21 protein-coding genes and 3 pseudogenes are annotated in these 25,746 nt (G+C 62.1%); all 24 read right to left on the bottom strand.

Going from position 1 to position 25,746, the window contains the following annotated elements:
* Window positions 1-94: 94 nt before the first annotated feature.
* The 24 genes and pseudogenes from ACDZ94_RS25520 to ACDZ94_RS25405 all read right to left on the bottom strand — a co-directional run bounded on the left by ACDZ94_RS25520 (window position 95) and on the right by ACDZ94_RS25405 (window position 25,632).
* Window positions 95-1,072, bottom strand: a complete 978-nt coding sequence (locus ACDZ94_RS25520; RefSeq protein WP_407016877.1) for an alpha/beta hydrolase — start codon at window positions 1,070-1,072, stop codon at window positions 95-97.
* Window positions 1,073-1,176: 104 nt separating this feature from the next.
* Window positions 1,177-1,275: pseudogene (locus tag ACDZ94_RS25515) on the bottom strand (VOC family protein); the annotation flags it as partial.
* 12 nt (window positions 1,276-1,287) lie between these two features.
* On the bottom strand, window positions 1,288-1,680 hold the full coding sequence (locus ACDZ94_RS25510; RefSeq protein WP_432751823.1) for an ester cyclase: 393 nt from the start codon (window positions 1,678-1,680) through the stop codon (window positions 1,288-1,290).
* A 30-nt stretch (window positions 1,681-1,710) separates the two neighbouring features.
* A complete protein-coding gene (locus tag ACDZ94_RS25505; protein WP_432751822.1) occupies window positions 1,711-2,331 on the bottom strand; it encodes a LysE family translocator in 621 nt (206 codons plus the stop codon).
* A gap of 222 nt (window positions 2,332-2,553) precedes the next feature.
* Window positions 2,554-3,573, bottom strand: coding sequence for an alpha/beta fold hydrolase (locus ACDZ94_RS25500; RefSeq protein ID WP_432751821.1), 1,020 nt, complete (start codon window positions 3,571-3,573; stop codon window positions 2,554-2,556).
* Window positions 3,574-3,712: 139 nt separating this feature from the next.
* Complete coding sequence (locus ACDZ94_RS25495; RefSeq protein WP_432751820.1) at window positions 3,713-4,474, bottom strand: PIG-L deacetylase family protein; 762 nt, start codon at window positions 4,472-4,474, stop codon at window positions 3,713-3,715.
* Window positions 4,475-4,664: 190 nt separating this feature from the next.
* Window positions 4,665-5,324 (bottom strand): glycosyltransferase, encoded by a 660-nt coding sequence (locus ACDZ94_RS25490; RefSeq protein WP_064452614.1) that lies wholly within the window; start codon window positions 5,322-5,324, stop codon window positions 4,665-4,667.
* Window positions 5,321-5,920, bottom strand: a complete 600-nt coding sequence (locus ACDZ94_RS25485; protein WP_432751819.1) for an SAM-dependent methyltransferase — start codon at window positions 5,918-5,920, stop codon at window positions 5,321-5,323. Before ACDZ94_RS25485 ends, ACDZ94_RS25490 begins: the two co-directional genes overlap by 4 nt.
* Window positions 5,917-6,675, bottom strand: coding sequence for a PIG-L deacetylase family protein (locus ACDZ94_RS25480; RefSeq protein WP_259762433.1), 759 nt, complete (start codon window positions 6,673-6,675; stop codon window positions 5,917-5,919). Before ACDZ94_RS25480 ends, ACDZ94_RS25485 begins: the two co-directional genes overlap by 4 nt.
* Window positions 6,672-7,670 (bottom strand): acyl-CoA dehydrogenase, encoded by a 999-nt coding sequence (locus ACDZ94_RS25475; RefSeq protein ID WP_432751818.1) that lies wholly within the window; start codon window positions 7,668-7,670, stop codon window positions 6,672-6,674. Before ACDZ94_RS25475 ends, ACDZ94_RS25480 begins: the two co-directional genes overlap by 4 nt.
* A gap of 1 nt (window position 7,671) precedes the next feature.
* Window positions 7,672-9,828, bottom strand: coding sequence for a glycogen debranching protein GlgX (gene glgX, locus ACDZ94_RS25470; protein WP_064452610.1), 2,157 nt, complete (start codon window positions 9,826-9,828; stop codon window positions 7,672-7,674).
* Between the two features lie 131 nt (window positions 9,829-9,959).
* Entirely contained in the window at window positions 9,960-10,229 is a 270-nt protein-coding gene (locus ACDZ94_RS25465; protein ID WP_064452609.1) for a DUF2934 domain-containing protein, read from the bottom strand.
* Window positions 10,230-10,259: 30 nt separating this feature from the next.
* Window positions 10,260-13,022: a malto-oligosyltrehalose synthase gene (locus ACDZ94_RS25460; RefSeq protein WP_432751817.1), complete on the bottom strand. Its 2,763-nt coding sequence runs from the start codon at window positions 13,020-13,022 to the stop codon at window positions 10,260-10,262.
* Window positions 13,019-15,103, bottom strand: coding sequence for a 4-alpha-glucanotransferase (gene malQ, locus ACDZ94_RS25455; protein ID WP_432751816.1), 2,085 nt, complete (start codon window positions 15,101-15,103; stop codon window positions 13,019-13,021). The genes ACDZ94_RS25460 and malQ overlap by 4 nt, the downstream gene beginning before the upstream one ends.
* On the bottom strand, window positions 15,100-16,845 hold the full coding sequence (gene treZ / locus ACDZ94_RS25450; protein ID WP_432751815.1) for a malto-oligosyltrehalose trehalohydrolase: 1,746 nt from the start codon (window positions 16,843-16,845) through the stop codon (window positions 15,100-15,102). The genes malQ and treZ overlap by 4 nt, the downstream gene beginning before the upstream one ends.
* Window positions 16,846-16,864: 19 nt before the next feature.
* Complete coding sequence (glgA, locus tag ACDZ94_RS25445; protein WP_432751814.1) at window positions 16,865-18,421, bottom strand: glycogen synthase GlgA; 1,557 nt, start codon at window positions 18,419-18,421, stop codon at window positions 16,865-16,867.
* A gap of 434 nt (window positions 18,422-18,855) precedes the next feature.
* Window positions 18,856-19,809, bottom strand: coding sequence for a D-2-hydroxyacid dehydrogenase family protein (locus tag ACDZ94_RS25440; RefSeq protein WP_432751813.1), 954 nt, complete (start codon window positions 19,807-19,809; stop codon window positions 18,856-18,858).
* A 26-nt stretch (window positions 19,810-19,835) separates the two neighbouring features.
* A complete protein-coding gene (locus ACDZ94_RS25435; RefSeq protein WP_432751812.1) occupies window positions 19,836-20,849 on the bottom strand; it encodes an alpha/beta fold hydrolase in 1,014 nt (337 codons plus the stop codon).
* Window positions 20,850-20,973: 124 nt separating this feature from the next.
* Window positions 20,974-21,414 (bottom strand): YqaA family protein, encoded by a 441-nt coding sequence (locus ACDZ94_RS25430; RefSeq protein WP_221294881.1) that lies wholly within the window; start codon window positions 21,412-21,414, stop codon window positions 20,974-20,976.
* 3 nt (window positions 21,415-21,417) lie between these two features.
* A complete protein-coding gene (locus ACDZ94_RS25425) occupies window positions 21,418-21,864 on the bottom strand; it encodes a DUF411 domain-containing protein (RefSeq protein WP_128591594.1) in 447 nt (148 codons plus the stop codon).
* A gap of 80 nt (window positions 21,865-21,944) precedes the next feature.
* Complete coding sequence (locus ACDZ94_RS25420; RefSeq protein WP_407016866.1) at window positions 21,945-22,403, bottom strand: SRPBCC family protein; 459 nt, start codon at window positions 22,401-22,403, stop codon at window positions 21,945-21,947.
* A gap of 94 nt (window positions 22,404-22,497) precedes the next feature.
* A pseudogene (locus ACDZ94_RS25415) lies at window positions 22,498-23,016 on the bottom strand (methyl-accepting chemotaxis protein); the annotation flags it as partial.
* 390 nt (window positions 23,017-23,406) lie between these two features.
* Window positions 23,407-24,492: pseudogene (locus tag ACDZ94_RS25410) on the bottom strand (cache domain-containing protein); the annotation flags it as partial.
* Window positions 24,493-24,636: 144 nt separating this feature from the next.
* Window positions 24,637-25,632 (bottom strand): aldo/keto reductase, encoded by a 996-nt coding sequence (locus ACDZ94_RS25405; protein WP_221294879.1) that lies wholly within the window; start codon window positions 25,630-25,632, stop codon window positions 24,637-24,639.
* Window positions 25,633-25,746: the final 114 nt, after the last annotated feature.

Below are 25,746 nucleotides of genomic sequence, written 5' to 3'. Positions count from 1 at the left end.
GGCCAATGACGAAAGCGTTAGCGAAAGACGTTGCGGACATGAGCTGACACACCCTGGATATGACCTCCATCTTCAGGGTGTGTGACTGAATGTGTCAACCCCGCTGCAGCTGCGTCCGCACAAATTCTGCGACCTCGGCGGCCAACTCTGCATCTTCCGGTGCACCCATGAAACCGCCATGGGGCATCGCCTCGAACACATGCAGCAGCGCAGGCACCCGCGCCTGGCGCAAGGCGCGGTGCAGGCGCACGGTGTTGGACAGGAACAGGTCCCGCGTGCCGCTTTGCAGGAAGGTCGGCGGGAAGCCGGGGGCAAAATCGCCAAACAATGGCGACAGGTACGGGTGCGACAGGTCGGCGCCGTTGGCGTACAGCAGGTTGGCGCTCATCAACGGGTTGGGCATTATCACGTCGACGGTTCGGTTGACCTGGAAACTGTCACCGGACTCGGTAAGGTCCACCTCCGGCGACAGCAGCACCAGCGCCGCCGGTAGAGGCAAACCTTCATCGCGGGCGCGCAATACCATGGCCGCCGCAAGGTTGCCGCCGGCCGAACGGCCGCCAATCACGATGTGTTCCGCAGCGTGGTGCTGGAGCACATGGCGATAGGTGGCCATGCAGTCATCCAGCGCGGCGGGGTAAGGGTGCTCGGGTGGCATACGGTAATCAATGCCATAGCAGATCACGTTGTGCAAATCGGCCTGCTTGCCTGCTGCGATGCGGCAGTTTTCCCCGCCACCGAATACCAGCGCGCCGCCGTGCAGGTCGATGTAGGCAAAGTCAGTTGCAGCAGCCGGAGTGGCCACGTGTACGGTGGCATTTTCCACGGTGATGGTGTGCAGGCTGGCGCGCAGGGTGGCCGCTTGCCCGGCGTTGGCCGTGGCGTAACGCTCGGCAACGGCGGCTTGCAGATGGCGCCAGCCGTCGTGGTCGTCGGGCGCGGGCATGGCGTGCAGCGCGTTGAGCGGCACGCCGTCCGCGCCGACCAGGCGTTGCAGCGTCGCTTGGGCTTCAGGGCTGATCGACGGCGGGACCGGGATTGTGCGTGCTTCGAGTTTGACGCCGTGGTTCATGGGCCTACCGCTCGCGTTTGACGACTGGGGGCGGTAAGGATGCCAGAACGCTGACGTATGTGGGAGCGCTCAAGCCCGCGCCCACCCGCGATCTTTGGAGGCTTTCAGCGCCCGGCCACGGCGGCCTCGATGGCGGCAATCTCGATTTTGGTCATGGTCATCATCGCGTCAAACGCGCGCTTGGCCGTCGCCGGGGCGGGATGGGCTCCATCGCCTCATCCATCAAGCTGTTGCTGAATCGCCGCTTTATCGATCACTGACCAGACGTGCGCGATTTTCCCGTCGACGCATTCATAGAATACGTTCTCATCGAAGGTCACCGTCTTGCCATTGATTGGCAGCCCGAAGAACTCTCCTTTGGGGCTGACGTTGAAATTCAACCGGCTGGCGAGGGTGGGCGGGTCGGCTACCAACAGTTGGATGCGAAACACCAGATCGGGGATTTCACGGAAGTCCCGCTCGAGCATGGCGCGGTAGCCGGCGAGGCCGATTGGGGTGGTGTTGTAGGTGACGTCCGGGTGGACGAAGTGGCCCAACTGGTCCCAGTCCTCACGGTTCAGGCAATCGATGTAGCCCTGGTAGAAGTCGGCGAGTTCGGTTTTGGTCATAAATGGGCACTCCGTTGGAGGCGAAACGGCTCAGGCCCTGCGCGCCATCAACAACACCGTTGCTGCCGCTGACAACAGCCCCGCACAGCACCGATTGAACATCCGCTGGCCACGTGGCTCGGCAAACCAACGGCGCATGTGCAGGCCCATATAGGCGTAGGCGCTGATGGCGATCCATTCCAGCATCAGGAACATCGCGCCCAGCAGTGCGAATTGCGGCGTAATCGGTTGGCCGGGTACTACGAACTGCGGGAGGAAGGCGGTGAAGATCAGAATGGCTTTTGGGTTGCCTGCCGCCACCAGAAACTCCTGACGCGCCAATGCCCACAATCCCGCCTTGGCCGTAGCCGCTTCAGTCTGCGCCGCCGGATTGGCCCGCCACAACTGAAACGCCAGATAAAACAGGTACGCCGCCCCCAGGACCTTGATCGCGTAAAACAACAGCTCCGAGGTTTGCAGCACCACCGCCAGGCCGGCTGAGGCGAGGGCGATCATGCCGGCGAAGGCCAGCAAGCGGCCAATACCGGCGAGGCAAGAGGTGCGATAGCCATAGCGCGTGGCGTTGCTGACGGACAGCAAGTTGTTCGGCCCGGGCGCCATGTTCAGGGCAAAGCAAGCCGGGAGGAAGAGGCTGAGGGTGGCAAAATCCATGTGAACTCCGATAGCGACTCGGGTTGAGGTGCTCACAAGAGTAAGAGATGGGCAGGCGTGATGACAATCGAGGCATTCAGTGTCGCGGGGCCCGCGTCGATGATGACGAGATGCTGGCCCCGCGTGATTCGTGGATTACTGCTTCATGGCATCGCGTGCGGTGCTCAAGTTGATGTCTCGACGGTTACCGCCGCTTTGGCCGTCGCCGCTGGCATTTCCCCTTCACAGATGATCCGCGTCCATCACCGCCTTGGCGAACGCCGCAGGCGCTTCCTGTGGCAAGTTGTGACCGATGCCGCCACTGATGAGGCGGAATTGGTAGTTGCCGGTGAAGCGCTTCGCATAGTCTTCCGGCAGAGGGTGCGGTGCGCCGTTGGCGTCGCCTTCAAGGGTGATGGTCGGTACGCCAATCGACGGTGACTGGGCGAGTTTCTGTTCCAGTGCGTCGTAGCGGGCCTCGCCTTGCACCAGGCCCAGGCGCCAGCGGTAATTGAAGACCGTGATAGCGACGTGGTCGGGGTTGTCCAGGCCTTTGGCGCTGCGTTCGAAGGTGGCGTCGTCAAACGCCCATTTCGGCGAAGCGGTCTGCCAGATCAGCTTGGCGAAATCATGGGTGTTTTTCTGGTAGCCGGCGGCGCCGCGGTCGGTGGCGAAATAGAACTGGTACCACCACTGCAATTCGGCTTTGGGCGGCAACGGGTTCTTGCCGGCAGCCTGGTTGCCGATCAGGTAGCCGCTCACTGACACCAGCGCCTTGACGCGTTGCGGCCAGAGCGCCGAGACAATATCCGCCGTGCGTGCGCCCCAGTCGTAGCCGCCGAGCACTGCCTGTTTGATGTTCAGCGCGTCCATGAAGTCGATCACGTCCTGGGCCAGCGCCGCAGGCTCAGCGTTGCGCAGGGTGTTATCCGACAGGAAGCGGGTGTCGCCATAGCCACGGGCGTACGGGATCAACACGCGATAGCCCTTGGCGGCGAGCAAAGGCGCGACGTCGGCGTAGCTGTCGATATCGTACGGCCAGCCGTGCAGCAGGATGACCACCTGGCCGTTGGCCGGACCGGCTTCTGCGTAGGCCACATCGAGCAGGCCGGCCTTGATGTGCTTGAGGGCGCCGACAGCCGATTGGGTGTGCGATACCGGGGCTTGCGCCTGGGGCATGTCGGCGTGGGCCATGCCCATGGCAGCGAACGGCAACAGGGCAAAGGTCAGGAACAGTGGGTGACGTTTCAACGGCGTATGCATGGCGAGCCTCCTACGGCGGGATGTGTGCCTGGCTCACAGTTGAACGCTGCGTTGTATCGGCTGTGTTTCAGAAACTGTCTCGGGTTAAACGCCATGTATCGCAGGCGGTGGCGTACACAGTGCGATACATACGCCTCACTTAGGTGAACACGATTTCGTAAGGCTCGCGCATGCGCTCCAGCAAATCCTGGGCGAGTATCGGCGCCAGCCCGATTTCCGGGTCGCCGACCAATTGGCTGGCATACGCATGGGCGGCGTGCAGTTTGCGTGCGACGCTCCAGGTGTCCAGGCGCACTTTACGCGCGCGTTGCCAAGGGATCACCGAGCCTTCGCGAGCAGGCCAGTGCCATGCCCAGACCGGCAGCTCGTACAGGCGCGCGCCCGTCAGTGTGCAGGCTTTGGCACTGGCGCGGCCGACGGCGTCATGGTCGTCGTTGCCGTCGTGGCGCCAAGTGGTGAAGACCACATCACTGGGCTGCAGGTAGCGCGCGATAAATTGGCTCAATGGCTGTTCGCGGGCGGCGAGGGCGTTGTCACTAAAGCCGCCACGAATCCACTTCAGGCTGTGTAATGGCATCCCCAGGCGGCGCAATGCCTCGGCGCTTTCCTGGGGCCGAATCACACTCAGGCGGCTCGCTGGCCATGCGTTTGAGCCCGGATGACTGGCACTGCCATCGGTGATCGAGATCAGCAGCAGTGGGTGTTCAAGGGTGCTGAGCAGTTGCAGCAAGCCCCCACAGGCCAATACCTCGTCACCCGGATGGGGGGCGATGACTACCACTCGCGCCCCTCGGGGCACCAGTGAAGAGGGATTGATGGCGGGGGTTTGCGCCAGCTGGGGCGCACTGTTCCAGATTTGCGCAGGGCCGCGACGGCCCTCGCTTACGCAGGCAGGCTTCATGAATAGTACGTCCTTGTCGATTGATGCTGGGTCGTGCCCCCGTCGGGGACGACTTCTTATATTCAGCTGTGTTTTTTCACAGCAGGCTCCGCTGCAGTGAAATGCGGCCATCCAACCCTGGATGGCCAGCAAGGCGTTTTCAGCATAGACAAGGATTCGTCGCTTTTACATCGTGTAATGTCGATTTTTTTCAGGTGGCCTGCATCAGGCTTTTCAAGTAATCGCCAAACCCGCCTTGTGCACGGCAGTCCAGGCGCGCGCTGGTCGTCACCTGCGGGGTGTGGCTCCAGGCGATTGATGCGCCGCACCGCTCCAGGTTGCGCACCAGTTGCACATCTTCGTGGCAGGCCAGCGGCTCGAAGCCACCGGACTGCACATAGGCGCTTGCACTCACACCCAAGTTGGCGCCGTGAATATGGCGATGGCCGTCGCGAGCTTCATAGGCCTGGTGGTAGCGAATTTGGGCGGCGGGGCCGAAGCCCTGGCTCCAGGCGTCTACGGTCACTGTGCCGCATACCGCGTCGGCGCCCAGCGCCAATTGCGCCACCAACCAGTCGGGGGCGACACGACTATCGGCGTCCGTACACGAAATCCAGCGCGCACCTTGATTCAACAAATGCCGCGCACCCACCCCGCGCGCGTGGCCGACATTGCGCGCTTGTACCTGCAGGCACTGCACCGGATACGCTTGGGCAATCGCCGCACTGCCATCGCTGCAGCTGTCGAGCACCGCGAGGATCTGCACGGCCTCACCGAGCAATCCAGGGTGGCTTGCAGCAATCATTGCGGCTTCGAGGCACTCGGCCAGCAGCGTTTCTTCGTTATGCACCGGGATCAGAATGCCGATCATCGCAAGCCCTCATGGGTGGCGACCGAGGTGCCGTCGCGGCTCCACAGGTCGAGTAGGAAATCACTTTCGTGATGGTGCACGACGTGGGGCATGTCCAGTCGCTGTTGCAGTACGGCATGTACGTGTTCGGCGGTGTGCGGGCAGCCTTCGATCGTTGGGCGCCAGTGACAGGCGAGCAACTGCCCGTCGTCCGTCAGTGAACCGAGGACGCAGTCAACCAGGCGGTGCAAGTCATCGGCGTCGAGGTAGTAGCACAGCTCGCTCAACACGATCAGTTCGAACCGGCCTGTCGGCCATTGTTCGGGCAGGCGGCCCTGGTAGACCTGGGCGTGGGGGAACTCCAGCAACCGGGTTTTCGCCAGCGCGACGGCGGCAGCGGCGGTGTCGCAGCACACCAGGCGGTCGCAGCGCAGCGCCAACTCGGCACTCAGCTCGCCATTGGCGCAACCGGGTTCAAAAATCGACGCATAGCGCGGTCGTGTCAGCACCGCCCCGGTCAGCGCGCGTTTGCGTTGCTCGTACCAGCGTTGGCGAAACGCCCAGGGGTCGTCATTACCCGCGAACAATTGATCAAAATAAGGCGTGGCCACACTCATATGAACACCACTTCAAAAGGTTGCAACAAGCGCTCCACCACGAAGGGCGCCAGCACCGGCGCGAGACCGATCTGCGGGTCGCCCTCCAACTGGCTGGCGAAGGCGTGGATCGCGTGCCGTTTGCGCGCCACCGCTTGGGGCGTCAGCAGGATTTTACGTGCCCGGTGCCATGGCACCTGGCTGTCCTCGGGGGTTGCCCAGTGCCAGGTCCAGACCGGCAACTCGTAGAGGGTTGCGCCCACCGCGAGGGCGGCCTTCGCGCTGGCCCGGCCGACGGCTTCATGGTCGCAATGACCGTCTTCGCGCCAGGTGGTGAACACCACGTCGGTGGGCTTGAGGTAGCGTTGGATAAACGCGCTCAGTTCCTCTTCCCGTTCCGCCACCTTGCTGTCGGTGAACCCCGCGCGCAGCCAGATTAAACTGTGCAGCGGCACGCCCAGGCGGTGCAGGGCCTGCGCCGATTCCTGCGGGCGTATCACGCCCAAACGCGCCACCGGCCAACGGGTGGAGCCGGGATGGCTGGCGCTGCCGTCGGTCACGGAAATCAACTGCAGCGGCCGGCCCAGCGCCGCCAACCCCTGCAGCAGCCCCCCACAGCCGAGCACTTCGTCGTCCGGGTGTGGGGCGATGATCACGGCGCGATGGCCGGCAGGCACCAACTCTTCAATGCTGATATGGGGCAGCTCGGCCATGTGAGACGAGGCTTGCCACTGATGCAGCGGCGTACCCTGGCCTACGATCGGGTTGGGTTTCACAACAGCCACCTCCCTGCAGGTTGCTCGAGCACCAGCTCGCCCAAGGCTGCCAGGTCACGTTCGGCGTGACTTTGGCGCACATACACCGGCAAGTCCGCCATCAACTGGGCGAAGTGTGAGTCTTTGCAATAAGGCCCCGCACCGACCGCGCGACCGACATGACGGATCACCTGTTCGACGGTGTCTTCAATGCATGCCCGCGCCTGTTGGGCCAACTGTCGAGCATTCGCCCGGGGTTCGCGGTCAATCTGTTCAGACGCATCACGCAGCACACAGGCAGCACTGTTGAGCAGGCTGTCGACCGCACCCAGATGGGCGAGGGCATGGGGTTCGGGCCGTTTGCTGCATTGCGTGCGCAACACTTCGGCCAAACGTTGGGCGCCGCCATACCAGCACGCCGCAATGCCGACGCCGCCCTGCCAGAAGCCCGGGCGCGACAAGTAATCGCCCGGGCCGCCGACCGCGATGCCCCTGGCCGAGTTGAAGACAATCTCGACACTGGCCGTAGCCGCCATGCCGACGGCGCTCCAACCTTCGTCCGTCACCGTCACGCCAGGCTGGTCAATCTCTACTGCGACCAACTGCTGATGGTCGTCTTCGTCCCAGGCCGTCAATAGGCCATGGCTGACCACGGCCGCGCCGGAACACCAGGCTTTACGCCCGTCGACAATTAACCGATGGCCGTCACGCCGCACCCGAACCTTGGCGGTGGGCGGCTCGGCGGCCCACATGCCCCAAAGGCTGCCCAAGGGCGGCAAGGGGCTGTCGAGTTCGGCTATGATCGCCAAGGCATCGGTGTGGCCTTCGAACAGCTTGCACAGGCGCAGATCATGCCCTGCCACCTGTGCCAGTTGGCTGAAGCGCTCCAATGTATGACCGCTGCCGGGCAACGGCAGCTGGTCCAGGCCTTCCTCCTGAAGCGCCCTCAGGGCATCCCCCAGCGCCTGCGTATTCGCATAGCTGCGGTTGCCTTGAAGGAATCCATGCAGGGCCATTTCACACCTCGTCGTGCTGCAGTTCGAACAGCAACAGTGAGCGGCCGGTGACGGCGTACTCATGCTCGAAATCAAAGCGTTCCTGGGCACGCACCGCGGTGTCGTTGGTATCGAGCATGCAGGTCCAGAACTCGCCCTCAGGCACCGGCGGCAGGCGGAAATTCACCATGTCGTGGTGGGCGTTGACCACCAGCAGCAGGGTGGCATCGCCACCCGGGCGACGAATCCCGGTCTCCTGAGCGCGGCCATCCATCAGCATGCCCAGGCAACGGCCATGGCTGTCCTGCCATTGTTCGGTGCTCATCTCGTTGCCGTCCGGCGCCAGCCAGGTGACATCCTTCACGCCGATATCTTCGTTGTAATCACCCACGAGGAACCGGCCGCGACGCAGGATCGGGTAGGCCATGCGCAGTTTGATCAGGCGTTTTACGAACTTGAGCAGCGCCTTGCCGTCGTCGTCCAGGTCCCAGTTGACCCAACCGATCTCGCTGTCCTGGCAATAGGCATTGTTGTTGCCGTGCTGGGTGCGTGCGAATTCGTCCCCGGCCACCAGCATCGGCGTGCCTTGGGCCAACAGCAGGGTGGCGAAGAAGTTACGCATCTGGCGCAGGCGCAGTGCGTTGATCTCCGGGTCGTCGGTGGGGCCTTCGACGCCATGGTTCCAGGACAGGTTGTTGTTGCTGCCGTCCTGGTTGTCTTCGTCGTTGGCTTCGTTGTGTTTGTCGTTGTACGACACCAGGTCGTGCAGGGTGAAACCGTCGTGGGCGGTGATGAAGTTCACCGAGCTGTAAGGCCGGCGCCCGCGATGGTTGAACATTTCCCCGGAGGCGGTCATGCGCCCGGCGAAGTCCGCCAACTGGCCGTCATCGCCTTTCCAGAAGGCGCGCACGGTGTCGCGGAAGCGGTCGTTCCATTCCACCCAGCCCGGCGGGAAGTTACCCACTTGATAGCCACCGGGGCCGCAGTCCCATGGCTCGGCGATCATTTTCAGCTGGCGCAGCACCGGGTCCTGGCGGCAGGCCACGAGGAAGCTGTGGCGCTCGTCGAAGCCGTCCCGATAGCGGCCGAGAATCGTCGCCAGGTCAAAGCGGAAACCGTCGACGTGCATCTCGGTGGCCCAGTAACGCAGGGAGTCGGTGACCATCTGCAGTACGCACGGGTGGCTTAAGTCCAGGGTGTTGCCGGTGCCGGAGTCATTGATGTAGAAACGCTTGTCTTCAGGCATCAGCCGATAGTACGAAGCGTTGTCGATGCCGCGCATCGACAGGGTTGGACCACGCTCGTTGCCCTCGGCGGTGTGGTTGTAGACCACGTCGAGGATCACTTCCAGCTTGGCTTCGTGCAGGTGCGCGACCATTTCCTTGAACTCGGCGATTTTGCCGCTGGCCAGGTAGCGTGGGTCCGGCGCGAAGAAGGCGATGCTGTTGTAGCCCCAATAGTTGGTCATGCCTTTTTGCAGCAGGTGCTGGTCATTGACGAACGCATGCACTGGCAGCAGCTCCACCGACGACACGCCCAGCTGGCGGATATGCTTGAGCACGTCCTCTTCCATCAGCCCGGCACACGTGCCACGCACTGCCTCGCCTACCGAAGGGTGGCGCATGCTGATGCCGCGCAAGTGTGTTTCATAGATGATCGTGCGGTCCCACGGCACGCGCACCGGCTGGTCATTGCCCCAGGTGTGCGCCGGGTCGATGACCTTGCACTTGGGCACGAAGGGCGCGCTGTCGCGTTCGTCGAAACTGAGGTCGTCATCCGGGTGGCCGATGGTGTAGCCGAACAGGGCCTCGGACCATTTGAGTTCGCCCACCAGCTGTTTGGCATAGGGGTCGATCAGCAATTTGTTGTGGTTGAAGCGGTGACCATTGGCCGGGTCGTACGCACCGTACACGCGGTAGCCGTAAATCAGCCCGGGGTGGGCGTCGGGCAAGTAACCATGGAAGGTCTCGTCGGTGTATTCGGGCAGTTCTATGCGTTCCAGTTCCACCTCGCCGGTATCGTCGAACAGGCACAGCTCGACTTTTGTGGCGTGGGCCGAGAACAGCGCGAAGTTAACGCCCAAGCCGTCCCAGGTGGCGCCGAGAGGGAAGGGCAAACCTTCACGAATCCGCGACGGCTCGTTTTCCGGCGTCGGTTGGGTTTTATCGGGTTTGCTCATCGAGTTGCTCCTGCAAAGGGTCTTTTTTCGGGCCGAACGCGGCCGTGCCGACGATCGTTCAGCTGACGCAGTAAAAAGTGAAAATGGCCTCCCGCCGACAACGCGCCAGGAGGCTCATTAGACAAAGTGGCTTAAGGCTTGGGCTTTTTCGGTGCTGCCGGCTTTTTAGCCGCCGGGGGCGCCGGTTTGCCGGCAGCCGGTGCCGCAGGCTTGGCTTTTGCCGCAGGCTTGGGTGCGGTTTTGGGCTTGGCGGCGGCCTTGGGCTTGCTCGGCGTCAGCGCTTCGGCTTCGGCCAGCTTGCGCGCCATTTCCCAGTGGCGCGTGTCCTCCCCATGGGGTTTGCCTTCGGACTCCCAGATCTGATGCGCTAACTCGCGAATGCGTTTGTCTTCAGTACTCATCGAAATGCTCCTCACAGAAAATTTTCAGCTTTATAGACCATCAGGATTGATAAAGACATTGACCGGGATATCCCCCAGGGCAGCGCTGATCAACAGCTCCTTGTCTGGTGTGACTGCGCCTGTATGAAAAAGTCCCTTCCAGTTTTGTGTTGTGGCGGCAAATGGTAATTTCACCCGCGTATCGCCCCAAACCTGCGCATTGAAGTGGGGCTGCACAGGCTTTTCAGGCGCATTTCCCAGCAGGCGATGGGGCCAACGTGGCACCACCACCAGCAGGCGTTTGCCTTGATGTTCACGAGCGAACGCGACGACGTGGTCCGCGTGTTTGCCGGTGACCTCCAGTGGCGTGTAACTGCCGTACTGAAAGATCTCGGGATCAGCCTTGCGCAGGGCCAATACCTGGGCAATCAGCGCTTGTTTGATACGCCCGTCACGCCAGTTGAACAACAGCTCGCCGGTATCCGGTGGTGTGTTCAGCGCGTGTTGCCGTGCGTTGAAGTCCACCGGGCGCCGGTTGTCCGGGTCCACCAGGCTGAAGTCCCAGAACTCATCGCCCTGGTACAGGTCCGGCACACCCGGTACGGTGAGGCGAAGCAAGGACTGCGCCAGACTGTTCACGGCACCGGCCGGGGCGATGGCGTGGGCGGTGGCGGCGAGGGCGGTCCGCAGCGCGTGGCCTTCCTCGCTGAGCAACAGGCGTGACAGGAACGCTTCGACGGCCTGTTCATAAGCCTCGTTGGGCGCACTCCAGCTGCTCTGCAACTTGGCTTCGCGCAAGGCTTTTTGCTGCCATTGCCAGAGGCGTTGCTGGTAGTCCTCAACGTCAAGCTCCAGGTCCAGCGGCCAACTGCCCAGCAGCACTTGATAAAGGATGAGTTCATCGCCTGCCGATGGACTTTGGGCATCGTCGCGCAATTTGGCAGCGAGGGTACGCCAGTGCTCGACCTGCTCGGCATACCACGGCGCACATTCGCTGAGCACCGCCAGACGCGCGCGGGAGTCTTCGCCGCGCTTGTGGTCGTGGGTGGCGGTGGCCAGCAAGTTGTCCGGGAACGTCTGCAAGCGTTGTTGGTTAACGGCGTGGAACGCGTCCACCGGCGCGCTGAACTGCTCGGTGCTGAAGCCCACGTCATTGCGCGACAGCAGCACCGCCGAGCGATAGAACGCGGTGTCTTCCACGGCCTTGGCGGCGGCAGGTGAGGTCAGTTGCTGGAAACGCACGCAGGCATGTTTGAGTATCTTGCGCTCACGGCCCACCGGGCGATTGCGCCATGGCTGGCCGCCGAGCCATTTTTCCAGATGATCGAGCACCGGCCAGTCACCTTCGCTCAAAGTGCTTCGGGCACCGGCCAGGGCTTGCAGGAAAAACACATCGTCACGTTCGCTGCGGCCCCGGGCACTGATGTAGGTGCGGTACACCGGGAAGTGCACAATCAGCGCCTGCAAGGCGCGGCGGATGGCGCCCAAGGTCAGGTCGCGGGTCATCACGTCATCGCGAGCCACTTGCAGCAGGGCCTGGGCCACGCTTTCAAAGTCACCGGCCAGCGAACCGTTGAGGATTTGCCGGCGCGCCAGCCAAGCCTCTTCGATAAAGGCCGAGGGCCGCTCGCTGTGACGCGTCCACAGGTCGGCGAGGGGGCCGAAGCCCTCAGGGTCATGTTGCAGCAACGACAGTTGATTCATGAATTCGTAGCCGGTGGTGCCGTCCACTTGCCAGTCTTCGCGCAGCGTCTCGCCTTCGCCGAGGATTTTTTCGACGAAGATCGGCAAGTGCCGCTCGGGTGACAGCGAATCCACTCGACGGCGCAGCTTGCGGCAATAACCGCGTGGGTCGGCCAGCCCGTCGATATGGTCGATGCGCAGGCCATCCACCAGGCCCTCGCTGATCAGCTGGAAAATCTTGCCGTGGGTGGCCTCGAACACGGCGCTGCGTTCTACCCGCAACCCGCCCAGCTCATTGACGTCGAAGAAGCGCCGCCAGTTGATGTCGTCTGCCGCCGTGCGCCAACTGGCCAGGCGGTAGGCCTGTTGCTCGAGCAGTGAGTGCAGGCGGTCAAAGCCTTCAGGCTGGCGCCCGTCGAATTCGCTGAGCCTGCGCTCGATGGCATGCAGCACGTCATCCTCGGTGGCCCGTTCGGCCAGCGCCTGTTTGAGCCACGCCGCTTCGGCATAGGCGTCGTCTTGATAGGCAAGGGCACTGAAGCGGTCGGACAGTGGCTTGAGCAATGCATCGGTGCCCAGAATCATCGCGTAATCGCGAGGGCAGATGGGGAACCGGTGTTCGTAATGCTCAACGTAGAATGCACCGTGCGCGGCGTCGAAATGCAGGGCCAGGGTGCCGGTTTGCAATGCTTCGCCGTAGTCGCTGCCAAGAAATGGCATCAGCAGTTGGCCCTTGAGCAGCGGGTCAGGCGAGTGCCACTGGATATCGAAGAATTCGCTGTAGCGGCTTAAGCGACCCCATTCCAGCAGGTCCAGCCACCACGGGTTATCCGCACCGCCGACGGCCATATGGTTGGAGACGATATCGAGGATCAGCCCCATGTCGTGCTCACGCAGCGCGGCGATCAGACGGCGCAACGCCGGTTCACCGCCCAGCTCGGGGTTGACGGTGGTCGGGTCGACCACGTCGTAACCGTGCATGGAACCGGCGCGTGCGGCGAGCAGCGGGGATGCATATAGATGGCTGATGCCCAATTGGGCGAAGTAGGGCACCAAAGGCACCGCATCATCCAGGGTGAAATCTTTATGAAATTGCAGGCGCTGGGTGGCGCGCAGGGGTAAGGCTTTCATCGGTCACGCTCACGGGCTTGGTTGCGAGCGACGGCCAGCAGCTCGAGGCGGCGGGCGGCGCCGGCGTTGTCGAGCAGGCTTGCCGCTTCACCCGCCAGGCGGCGGCGCCAATTGGGGTGGGTATCGAGCGTGCCGGGCAGGTTGGCTTGTTCCTCGACGCCCAGGGCGTCCTCCAACGGCAGCAGCACCAGCGGCGCGCGGGTGTGGCCCAGGTAGCGCACGCTGGCGTCGATCATGTGGTCCGTGTCATTGCGAATTTCATCGACAAAGTTCTGCGGGTCCTGGCTCAAGGCCTGGCGCAGTGCCTGCCGTTCGCGCAGGCGGTGTTCGCTCCATTGCTCCACAGTCGGCGCATCGATCAGGCCCAACTGGATGTTCCACTCGATATCACGGCTGTGCCACCAGCCATTGAGGGTCGGCAAATCGTGGGTGCTGGTGGTTGCCAGGGCGTTGTCCGGCCAGTCGAGGATGGGCTTGAATTGGCCGTCGTGGCCCTGTTCGAAGAGCAACACGCGCATGCCCAGAATCGAACGGCCGATGAGTTTTTCGCGCAGGCCATCGGGTACGGTGCCCAGGTCCTCACCCAGCACAATCGCCTTGTGTCGCTGGGATTCCAATGCCAGCAGCCGCAACAGGTCGTCGACCGGGTAATACAGGTACGCGCCTTCACGCGGCGAAGCATCCATCGGGATGACCCACAGGCGTTTCAGGCCCATGACATGGTCGATACGCAAGCCGCCGGCGTGGGCGAAGTTAGCCCGCAGCATTTCGATAAAGGCGCGAAAGCCGTTTCGCTTGAGGCCTTCCGGGGAAAACGCCGAGATGCCCCAACCTTGACCGGCACGGTTGAGGATGTCTGGTGGCGCGCCGACAGTCAGGCCGGCCAGCAGCTCGTCCTGACGGCTCCAGGCCTGGCTGCCGCCGCCGTCCGCGCCAACGGCCAGGTCGGCGATCAAACCGACGCCCATGCCGCTGCCTCGGGCGGCTTGCTGGGCGCGCTCCAGGCAGCGGGCGATCAGCCATTGGCTGAAGGCGAAATAGCCGATTTCATCGCGGTTCTCCTCGGCGAACTGCGCCAGTGCCGGGCTCTGCGGGGTCCGCCATGCTTCGGGCCAGTGCCGCCAGTCGAGGTCTTCCCCGGCGGCGGCGCGAACGGCCTGCACGGCCTCGAAGCGGCAGTGGTTTTCCAGGGCTTCGCCGCCCGCCTGTCGAAAGCTCAGGAAGTCGGCATGCTGTGGATGCTCGCCGTGACGGAAGTCTTCATACAAGGCGCGCAACAGTTGTTGCTTGGCCTTGGCGGCGGCGGGCCAGTCGATCAGGGTATGTTGCTCGAGTGTGTGCAACTCATCGGCCAATCCGCAGGCTTCTATGGCGTTGCGCACTTCGCGCTCGCCAAGAATGCAGCCGGGCGACGCATACAGGCTGTTAAGGAACAAACGGCTGGAGGGTGAATACGGGCTGTAGCGCGTCGTATCGGCACTGAACATCGCGTGCATCGGGCTGATTGCCAGGGCATCGGCGCCACGTTCGGCAGCGCAGCGCGCCAGGTGTTCTAGGGCCAGCGTGTCACCGAAGCCGCCATCGCCCAGGCGGCGCAGCGAATACAGCTGGGCACTCAGCCCCCAGGCGCGGGCAGGTTGGCTGTCAACCGCTTGCGCCACGCTGTAACAATGGGTGGGCGCCACGGCCAGGGTGAAAGTCTGGTCGTCGATATGCACCTGGTGGTAGCCGAGCGCGATGACGCCCGGCAGCACCGCGTTGCTGTCGAGGCGCAGTTCCAGCGTCTCGCCCTGTTCCAGGCTGACGCGGCACGGCGTGTCCGGGGCGAAGTAGCGCGCCAGGTCCAGGCCATCGCCGGTGTCGACGGTCATCAGCGGCGGCAAGTGTTTGTCTTGTTGCACCCGCTCCAGTTCCAGCAGGCTGGAATCGATCTCGGCGTCAGTATCGGCCGGGTGGCCCAGGCCTTTGAGAACGGCACGCAGGGCAGCGGGTTTCACATGTTGCGGGCGGCCGTTTGCGTCGATCCAATCGACGGCCAGGCCCGCGCGGCTGGCGAGTATTTCCAGGTTCGCTTCGCTCAAAGGTGCTCTCCAACAGGGGATAAGGCGACGCGTGCGCTGAACGGCGGCAGGTGCGCCTCATCAGTGGCATGCGTTTCGAATAACAGGTGGCGCGGCGCGGGGTGATCCAGCGGTGTGGCACTCAGGTTCAAGTCAATTTGCAACACGCTGCCGTTACCCAGGCGCCAACGCGCAGTCACGGCGCCTTCAGCCAGCACCTGTGCGCCGAGGGGAACGCTCCCCGGCAAATGCGGCACGATATGCAGGTGGCGCAGGCTCAGCAGCTGGCGGTAGAGCTGGGCGTGCGCGTTCTCGGCAAAGCTGGGCGCCGATTGCAGGAAGGTCGGTAGGGCATTCGGGTCGGGGATGCGTTCGCGTCGTTCGGGGTCAGCAAAGGCGGCGAAGTCGGCAAACTCGCTGCGCCGGCCTTCGCGCACCGCTTGCGCCAGTTCGCCATGGTGGTCAGTGAAAAACAGAAACGGTTCGCTGGCGTTGGTCTCATCGCCCATGAACATCAGTGGGATCATCGGCGACATGAGCAGCAAGGTGGTCGCCGCCTTAAGTGCCTGGGGCGAGCAGAGCTGGTGCAGGCGTTCGCCCAAGGCGCGGTTGCCGATCTGGTCGTGGTTCTGCAAAAACGCCACGAAGGCGCTCGGTGACAAGTCACCACTGGGTTCGCCGCGCTCATGACCATGGCGTGTGGTCTGGCCTTGATAGATAAAACCTTCGCCCAGGCAGCGCGCCAGCTTGTCGGTAGGGTTTTCTGCGAAGTCGCTGTAGTAGGCGTCGGTTTCGCCGGTCAGCAATACGTGCAGGACGTTATGGAAGTCATCGTTCCATTGCGCATCGAAATCGTTCTTTAACAGGCTGGCCTGGTTGAGTTCGTTTTCCAATACCAACCAGACATGACGGCCGGTGTCCACCTGCTGGCGAACCCGATGTGCCAATTGCTTGAGAAACCCCGGGTTGTCGATGGCGTGTACCGCATCCAGGCGCAGGCCATCGAAGCGGTATTCCAGCAGCCACATCAACGCGTTGTCGAGGAAGAAGTCGCGGACTTCCCGGCGATCAAAATCAATGCCTGCGCCCCAGGGCGTGTGCACTTCTTCCTGGAAGAAGCCTTTGGCGTATTGGCCCAGGTAATTGCCATCGGGGCCGAAGTGGTTGTAGACCACATCGAGGATCACGGCCAGGCCATGCTCGTGTGCGCTGTCGATCAGCGCCTTGAGCTGTTCGGGGGAGCCATAGGAAGATTGGGGTGCGTAGGGCAGAACCCCGTCGTAGCCCCAATTGCGCTCGCCGGGAAATTGCGCCAAGGGCATCAGTTCAATCGCGGTCACGCCGAGTTCGGCGAGGCGCGGCAGTTGCTTTTCAACAGCAGCGTAGCCCCCCAATACGCCAACATGCAGCTCGTAAATCACGGCCTCATGCCAGGGGCGGCCCTGCCAGTTGCTGTGTCGCCATTGATAGGCGAGCGGGTCGACGACGACGCTCCAGCCATGCACATCCGCAGCTTGAGCCCTGGACGCCGGATCGGGAACATCCGTTTCGCCGTCGATGTTGTAGCGGTAGTGAGTGCCCGCCGGGCACTTCACCTCTACCTCAAACCAGCCATCGGCCTGGGGCAGCATGGCAATGGACTTGCCGTCTTCCAATTCAACGCTGACATAAAACGCGTCTGGCGCCCACAAGGCAAAACGCGTGTGTTGCGCGTCCAACATGATTGCGCCGTGGGGCCAGGTTTCCAGATTCCGTGACGGCATCTATGAAGCCCTCCCTTGATTATTTAGCCGATTTCCCCAGCGCCTTGGCGACAAGCTGTTCGTACAGTTCGGCGTAGGGTTCTACCGCCTGGCACCAGTTGAAAGGTTGAGTCATGGCGCGGCTGCGCATGGCATTGAGCAGGCCTTTGTTGGCAAATACCCTGAACGCGCGGCTCAACGCTTCTTCGTAGCTTTGTGCGGTGGATTCATTGAACAGGAACCCGGTGACGCCATTTTCAATGGTGTCCGCCAGGCCGCCGGTATTGCGCGCCACCGGCAACGAGCCGAAGCGTTGCGCGTACATCTGGCTCAGGCCGCACGGTTCATAGCGCGAAGGCATCAGCAGGAAGTCGCTGCCAGCGAACATGCGCCGCGCATCGGTTTCGTTGAAGCCGATGCGTACGCCGATTTGGCCGGGGAAGCGCAAGGCCAGTTCACGCATGGCTTGCTCTTCTTCCGGCTCGCCGCGGCCGATAATCGCGATTTGGCCACCGTTTTCGACGATATAACTGCTGACCGCTTCGGTAAGGTCCAGGCCTTTTTGATACACCAGGCGCGAGACCACAGCGAACAGTGGACCGGTGGAGTCGGCCAGGCCGAACAACTCACGCACGTGGGCGGCGTTAATGCCTTTGCCGTCCCAGTCACCGATATTGAAGTTATGGGTCAGGTGCATGTCGGTAGAGGTTTCCCAGCTTTCATCGATACCATTGGGAATGCCGCTGAGCAGACCTTGCTGGGTCTTGCTGGCCAGGAAACCATCAAGGCCACAGCCGAATTCCGGGGTGGTGATTTCCTGGGCGTAGGTCGCGCTCACGGTGGTGATATGGCTGGAGTACGCCATGCCCGCCTTGAGGAATGACATTTTGCCGTAGAACTCCATGCCTTCCTGTTGCAGGGCATGCGGCGGGATGCCCAGCTCAGGCGTGGAGGCCAGGCTGACCACACCTTGATAGGCGAGGTTATGAATGGTGAACAGGGTGGGCGTACGCGACCCGCGCCAGTGCATATAGGCAGGCGCCAGCCCGGCAGGCCAGTCGTGGGCATGCACCAGGTCAGGGCACCAGTGGATCTGTGCCAGGTTGGCGGCGATGTCGGCGGCGGCCAGTCCCAGGCGGGCGAAGCGAATATGGTTGTCCGGCCAGTCACGGCCGTTATTGGCGCCGTACGGCGTACCTTCACGCTCATAGAGCTCAGGGCAGATCAATACGTAGATGACCAGACCGTCCTTGAGGTCCATGCGCCCGATCTTGCAGGGCGGCAATGCAGCGTGACCGCCCAGCTCGCCAATGATATGGATCGGGTTGTCGCTTTCCATCACCTGCGGATAGCCCGGAATCAACACCCGCACATCATGCAGGTGGGCCATGGCGCGGGGCAGGGCGGCGGACACGTCGCCCAGGCCGCCGGTTTTCACCAGGTCGGCGAATTCCGAGGTCACAAACAGGACTTTCTTGCGATTAGGGTTCTGACTCACGATCGGCCGCACAGTGTTGGGCAGGTCGGCCAACGTAGTCGGTCCCCCTGCCGGCTGACTAAAACGCTCTCCCTGAGTATCTACAGCGGCACTGATCATAGTTCTCTCCCACATATTTGGTTGGCTAATGGCCCGCTGCCATCGGCTCCGATTGGCCACATCCTGCGGCCAGGCGCACAAGCACTGTACAAACTGGCAAGGCGTATGCCAGTTGCACTCATTGCTAAAAAAGATTGGATGGACGGGCATTTGGTGTGAGCCGCGTGCACTCGCCTCCCTTAAAAACTGGACCTATGGCAGAGTTGGAAAGTTTCGATTTTTTGCGGGGTTTTTGTTTTGGAACGGACCCATCGGTCATGAGTCTAGGCGAGATCCCAGAGCCTGTACGGTTTATGTGGGAATTTTGTAGGACAAAAAAGTTGTAACGATATGCAAGGTTTGAAACGCGCGCTGATTGAGGGGATCAGCGCGGTGGTTGTGGTGAGGGAGCAAGTCCGCTCTCCACAGGAGTGCGTATGCCCTCGATTGGTGCGTCAGCCAAGCACGCGAATGGGCGCGGCTTTTGCCCACGCCTGAATATCCTCGATCATCTGCTGATAGAACTGCCGATAATTCTGCTCGCTCACATAACCGACATGAGGGGTCGCCAAGACATTCGGCAAACGGCGGAACGGATGATCAGCCGGTAGCGGCTCTTCGCCATATACGTCCAGGGCAGCCCCCGCCAATCGACCCGCTTGCAGCGCCTGCACCAGGGCCTGCTCATCCACAATCGGCCCGCGCGCCGTATTGACCAGGCGCGCGCTCGGTTTCATCCAGCTCAATGCCTGGGCATCCACCAGGCCGCGACTGCGATCGCTGAGTACGAGGTGTACGGTCAGGATATCCGCCTGCTCAAACAGTTCACGCTTGCTGACCCAGGTGACGCCTGACTCGGCAGCACGTTCAGGGGTGAGGTTTTCACTCCAGGCAATCACCCGCATGCCGAACACCTGGGCAAACTGCGCGACCTTCTGGCCAATGCTGCCCAGCCCGAGCACGCCCAGGGTTTTGCCATACAGATCACCACCCAGGCCAACCTGCCATCCACCCTCCCGCAGCGAGTTGGCTTCGGCCAGCAGGTTGCGGGTAGAGGCCATGATCAACGCCCAGGTCAGTTCCGGCGCCGCCTGCTTATAGCTGTCGGTGCCACAGACCTGGATGCCCAGCGCCTTGGCGGCAGGGATGTCGATGGCGGCATTGCGCATGCCGCCGGTCACCAGCAGTTTCAGATTGGGCAAACCTTGCAGCAGGGCTCTATCGAAGGTGGAGCGCTCGCGCATAACGCAAATAACCTCGAACCCCTTCAAACGCTCGACCATCGTGGCGGTATCCGCCGGGTATTCGTGAAGAAAATGCACTTCGCCGACTGATGCAAGAACCGACCAATCCACTACGCCACTGGCCACATTTTGCCAATCATCAATGACTGCGATCTGTACCGACATTCACGAGTGCCTCGAAAAAGGTTGGATTAAAGGGCGTTCAAGCCCTGTAACAGCGCTTGGTGAAACCGAGCCGGTTCTTCCATCTGTGGTGCATGCCCCAGGCCCGGGAATTCAACCAGGGTGGCATGGGGGATCAGATTGGCCACTTGTTTGCCCAGCACGTCGTAGTGACCGAGCTTGGCCTTGACCGCAGGCGGTGCGATATCGCTGCCGATGGCGGTGGTGTCGGCCGTGCCGATCAGCAGCAGGGTGGGCATCTGCAAGTCCTTGAACTCGTAGTACACCGGCTGGGTGAAGATCATGTCGTAAATCAACGCCGAGTTCCAGGCGACCTGGGTATGCCCCGGCCCCTTATTCAAGCCGGCGAGCATGTCGACCCAGCGCTCGTATTCAGGCTTCCAGCGCCCGACGTAATAGGTGTTGAGTTCATAGTGGCGGATGCCGTCGGCGCTGAGTTTCAGTTCGCGCTCATACCATTGGTCGACGCTGCGGTAGGGCACGCCCAGGGCTTTCCAATCTTCCAGGCCGATGGGGTTCACAAGCCCCAGTTGCTCGGTTTGCGCCGGATAGAGCAGCGCGTAACGGGTGGCGAGCATGCCGCCCGTGGAGTGGCCGACGAGGGTGGCCTTTTGGATGCCGAGGTGTTCAAGCAGTTGGTGGGTGTTGATCGCCAATTGCTGGAAACTGTATTGGTAGTGATCCGGCTTGCTGGAGGTGCAAAAGCCGATCTGGTCCGGCGCAATCACGCGATACCCGTCGGCGCTGAGGGCTTTTATCGACTCATCCCACGTGGCGCCACAGAAGTTCTTGCCGTGCATCAACACCACAGTGCGCCCGTTGGCCTTGCCCTTGGCGGGCACGTCCATATACCCCATCTGCAAGGTTTTACCTTGGGACTGGAAGTTGAAATGTTCGACCGGGTAGGGGTATTGGAAGCCTTGCAGCTCAGGCCCGTAGGCAGGGCTTTCGGTGGCTGCGAGAGCGGGAAGGGCGCTGCCCAGCAGCAGGCCGGCAGCGCACAGTGAACGGATCAACGTCATGGGGTCAGGCTCCGAAGGCGACAGTGTCCGGATGCTGTGGCGAGGGGATTAAGCGAGGATTAACGGAGCGCGGCGAGATAGGCCGGCGCTGCGGTAGCGATCAGTCGAAGGCTTTCAACCCTGGTTATGCGGTTGCCAGGTGGTTCACCGTCAGCAGGGCCAGTACGCAGTATCGGGCGCCTTTTGCAACGGTGACCAGCAGCAGGAATCGCCAGAACGGCTCGCGCATGACCCCGGCCACCAAGGTCAGCGGGTCGCCGATAATGGGCACCCAACTGAGCAACAACGACCAATGCCCCCAGCGCTGATAGTGCGCGCGGGCCTTTTCCAGGTGCCGTGGGCTGACCGGAAACCAGCGCCGTGCCTGAAAGCGCTCAACCGAGCGCCCCAGCCACCAATTGACCACCGAGCCGAGTACATTGCCGACGGTGGCGATGCAGAGCAGCCCCCACAGGCTGTAATGCCCGCTGATCAACAGGCCCACCAGCACCGCCTCCGATTGCATCGGCAACAGCGTGGCAGCCCCGAAGGCGGCGAAAAACAGCCCCAGGTAACCGGCGAGCATCAATCAACGGGCCGGGTAGTCGGCCACCACCACGTCTTTACCTTCCCGGGTCAGGCCGATGACCTGGTAGGCATCGCTCATTCCGTCCATTTCCATACCCGGTGAACCCATGGGCATGCCTGGCGCTGCAATCCCCAGCAAGTCGTCGCGCTTGCGCAGGGCCAGCACCTGCTCGGCGGGCACGTGGCCTTCGACGAACTTGCCGTCGATCACCGCGGTATGGCACGAACCCAGGCGCGGCGCAACGCCCAGGCGCTGCTTGACGGCGCTCATGTCGGCTTCCACATGGTCATTGACCTTGAACCCGTTGCTTTCGAGGTGGCTGATCCACTTTTTGCAGCAGCCGCAGTTGGCATCGCGATGTACGTCAATGGGAATCAGGTCGGCAGCCTGCGCCAGGGTGGTGGTGAACAGGGCTGAAAGCAGGGCCAGTCGCAAGGTGGTTTTCATGGGATCTCACTGAATGCAGGGCAATAAGCCGGGCATTCTCCCTGCTTTTTCGAGCAGGACGCGGTGGTAATGTTTCAAAATTATACGGAGGTGGTGTTTTCCAACCGATGTTTGAGCTGGTCCAGCGCAATGGCTGACAGAGCGATCATGCGCTCATGCAAGGTGGCAAGCTGCAGCTCGGTCTCGTAGGTCAATACGCGCTTGAACAGGGTGCCGCCGCGATAGGCCTGCAAGAAATAGTGAATGGTGCCGTCGACGGCCAGGGAGGTGAAGACGGTTTTGAATTCACTGGGGCGGCAGGCTACCTGCACGCGATAACTCAAGGGCACGCGCACGCCCAGCAAGTCGATGATTTCGGTAAAGCGCGCGCCGACCGCAAGGGAACCGGTGGTCCCGGTGTCGGCGCTGAGAGAAGTGGGGTGCCACTCGTGCCAGCGATCAGGCTGGGTCACATAGTCGTAAACGATCTCGGGAGGCGCCTGAATAAAGCGTTCCTGACTGATTTGCTCCAAGCGGACCGAAGGCTCAGCAGCGTGCATGACACACCTCCTGTGTGGCGAGTTTTTGCACCGTATCGGAGTTGTCAGAATAGTCCGACTCCCGCGCTTTGCACGGGAGTACTGAGGCAAATGATCAGCGGACTTTGAAGCGACTCATCAGCGCGATCACCCGGCCATTGGCATTCAACAGGCTTTGCGTATTGGTTTCAGTGGCATGGCCACTTTCCACCAGCTCGTCGACCATATGTCGGATCTGCACCATGCTGCGGTTGATCTCCTCGGTCACCGCGCTTTGCTGCTCGGCGGCCGTGGCGATCTGGGTGCTGAGGTTGTTGATATGGCTGACCGAACCCGCCATCTCGTCAAGCCCGGTGTTCACCCGTGCCGTGGCATCTGCCGCCGATTGGCAGCTGGCCTGGGTGTTTTCCATGGCGGCCACCGACGAACTCACCCCGGTAGTCAGGCGTGCCAGCATCTCATTGATCTGCGAGGTGCTGGACTGGGTACGTGCGGCCAGTGCCCGGACTTCGTCGGCCACCACCGCAAAACCACGGCCTTGCTCACCGGCGCGGGCGGCTTCAATCGCAGCGTTGAGTGCCAACAGGTTGGTCTGGCCGGCAATCGCGCCGATAACGCCAAGGGTTTCGGTGATGCGCGCAGCATCCTGGCGCATATTTTCCACGGTGTGGGTAGCGCTGGCGACTTCGCCGATCAAGGCGCTGACGCTGCTGGACGCTTCGCCCACGACCACGCGGGAGCGGTCGGCATGCTCGTTGGCGCGCTGGGTAAACGAGGCGGTTTCGGCCGCGTTTTGCGCGACGGTGTCGGCGGTGGAACTCATTTCGGTGATGGCGGTGACGGTCTGATCGGTCTCCGAGGCGTGGCGGACCAGGATCTGATTGGTGTGGGCCGAGGTTTTTTGCAACTGCTCAAGGCCGGAAGACATGGCCCCCGTGGCCTGGGTCACCTCACCGATCATGTTCTGCAAGTAGACGATAAAGTGGTTCACCGAGTGGCCGATGGCGCCCAGTTCATCTTCGGCACGAATGGTAATGCGTCGCGTCAGGTCGGCATCGCCGGCAGACAGTGCTTCGATATTGGTTCTCAGCGACTTCATGCGCTGCACCAGTTGGCGGATTGCAAAGTACGCCAGCAGCACCAGCAGGAGCACCATGGGAATTTGCAACAGGGCCAGGCTGCCGAGCACGTCATCACGCTGGGCGGTGATCAGCGCCGTCGGGAGGGCTGTGGCGAGGAACCATGGAGTGCCTTCGATCGCACGCAGATAGAAGGTGCTGGCCACGCCCTGGTTGTCGAACTCAGCGCGTTGCAGCCCCTGGTCGCGATGGGCGAGGGCCTTGCTGACCTGAGCGGCAAACGCCGAGTTGCCGGCCAGTTCGCTGATGTTCTTCAACACCACGGGGCTGCTGATGCGCGAACTGTTGCTGATGATCTTGCCGTCGCCCTCGACGATCAGCATCTGCCCACCGATGTCTTTTTCCTTGTTGGCCACCAGGTCATTGAAGAACCCCAGGGTCACGTCGATGGTGGCGACGCCATAGGCTGCGCCGTCACGCTGGATGGCCATGGCGCAATTGGTGCGCGGCTCCTGGCTGGCATCGTCTTTATAGGCGGCTGCCCAGGCGCATTGCCCGCGCGGCGAGGCGAGGCCGCCTTTGTACCAGCTCTGGTCGTAGTAATTGGGCGCAGCGTCGCTGTTCCAGAACGTATTGACGGCCAGCTTGCCCGAGGCATCGCGGTGCCAGAAGGTGCTGTGCTTGTTGCGCCCGGGCGTACGCTGGTTAGGCAGCGGCCAGATGCCACCTCCGAATACTTTCAGCTCGCCGTACTGGTCCACCAGGCCGGGCAGGACTTTGTCGATGGCATCGCTGTCGAGTAGGGGAATGGTTTGGGTGATGCTGCGTTGCTGGGCCTGGACCTTGTTCAGTTCGCCCTTGATCTGTTCGGCCACCTCCGCGACGCGGTTGAGCACTACCTGCTCTTCCGTTTGCTGCAGCTTGGGTGCCACCAACTGGCCTATACCCACGACAGTCAGTACAAATAGCACCAGGACGAACAGCACCAGGAACAGGGTATAGCGGGTTTGGATAGAGCGAATTGGGGGCATGGGGTCGTCCTTACGAAGCGTTTATTATCGACGCGGCTTTGTTAGAGCTTCATCAGGCTATCGGCTTGGTAAGGCGGAGCTTTAGGTAACATCGTGCAACAAAAATCGGGCGCACCCTGAATCGGTGCGCCCGGGCCACACCGGCTACTGATTCACCAAGCCCATCGAGGCCTCGGTGTAGCGCAAACCGGCCGTGGCGCCGGCGGGGAAGATCGACGCCAGCGCTGCCGCTTCGGCAGGGCTCAGGACGATATCGACGGCCGCGACGTTCTCTTCCAGGTACTTGCGCTGTTTGGTGCCCGGGATCGGGATCAGGTAATCCCCTTGAGCGAGTACCCAGGCCAAAGCCAATTGCCCGGCAGTCACGCCTTTTTCGGCGGCCAGCGCCTGCACTTTATCCACCAGCAGCAGGTTTTTTGCGAAGTTCTCGCCCTGGAACCGTGGGCTGGACCGGCGGTAGTCGTCGGCAGCGAAGTCCTCCGGGCTTTTCAGGGTGCCGGTGAGAAAGCCGCGCCCCAGCGGGCTGTAAGGCACAAAGGCGATGCCCAGGCGCCGGCACGTCTCCAGGCAACCGTTGTCTTCCTGGTCGCGGCTCCACAACGAGTATTCACTTTGCAAGGCGCTGATCGGGTGCACCTTGTGGGCACGCTCCAGGCTGGCGGCGGAGGCTTCACTCAGGCCCAAGTAACGCACCTTGCCTTGCTTGACCAGCTCGGCCATGGCGCCGACGCTTTCTTCGATGGCCACCTCGGGGTCCACGCGGTGCTGGTAGTAAAGGTCCAAGGTTTCCACGCCCAGGCGCTTCAATGTGCCGTCAATCGCCGTGCGGATGTACTCAGGGCGACCATTCACACCGCGTGCTGCCGGGTTTGCCGGGTCCCGCACAAAACCGAATTTGCTCGCCAGGAACACCTGGTCGCGTTTGCCCGCGATGGCTTTGCCGATCAGTTCTTCATTGGTGTAGGGGCCATACATGTCGGCGGTGTCCAGCAAGGTGACGCCCAGTTCGAGGGCGCGGTGCAGGGTCGCAATCGCTTCCCGGGTATCAATGCCGGTGGTGTAGAAATCGGTCATGCCCATGCAGCCGAGGCCGATGGCGGAGACGTGAGGGCCGTTCTTGCCGAGTTGACGTGTGTGCATCGGAGCAGCTCCTTGGAGGGAAAGGCCCATTGTTCTCCTCGACAACTCAGGGATAAAGCCGCTAAAACCGCTATCACTATTATAATTTTCTAAACAATCCCCGGAGTTCACCCC

This window comes from Pseudomonas sp. UBT, from assembly GCF_050915955.1.
GTDB classification, from domain to species: Bacteria; Pseudomonadota; Gammaproteobacteria; order Pseudomonadales; family Pseudomonadaceae; genus Aquipseudomonas; species Aquipseudomonas antarctica_A.
This window is presented reverse-complemented; position numbering and strand designations above follow the sequence as displayed.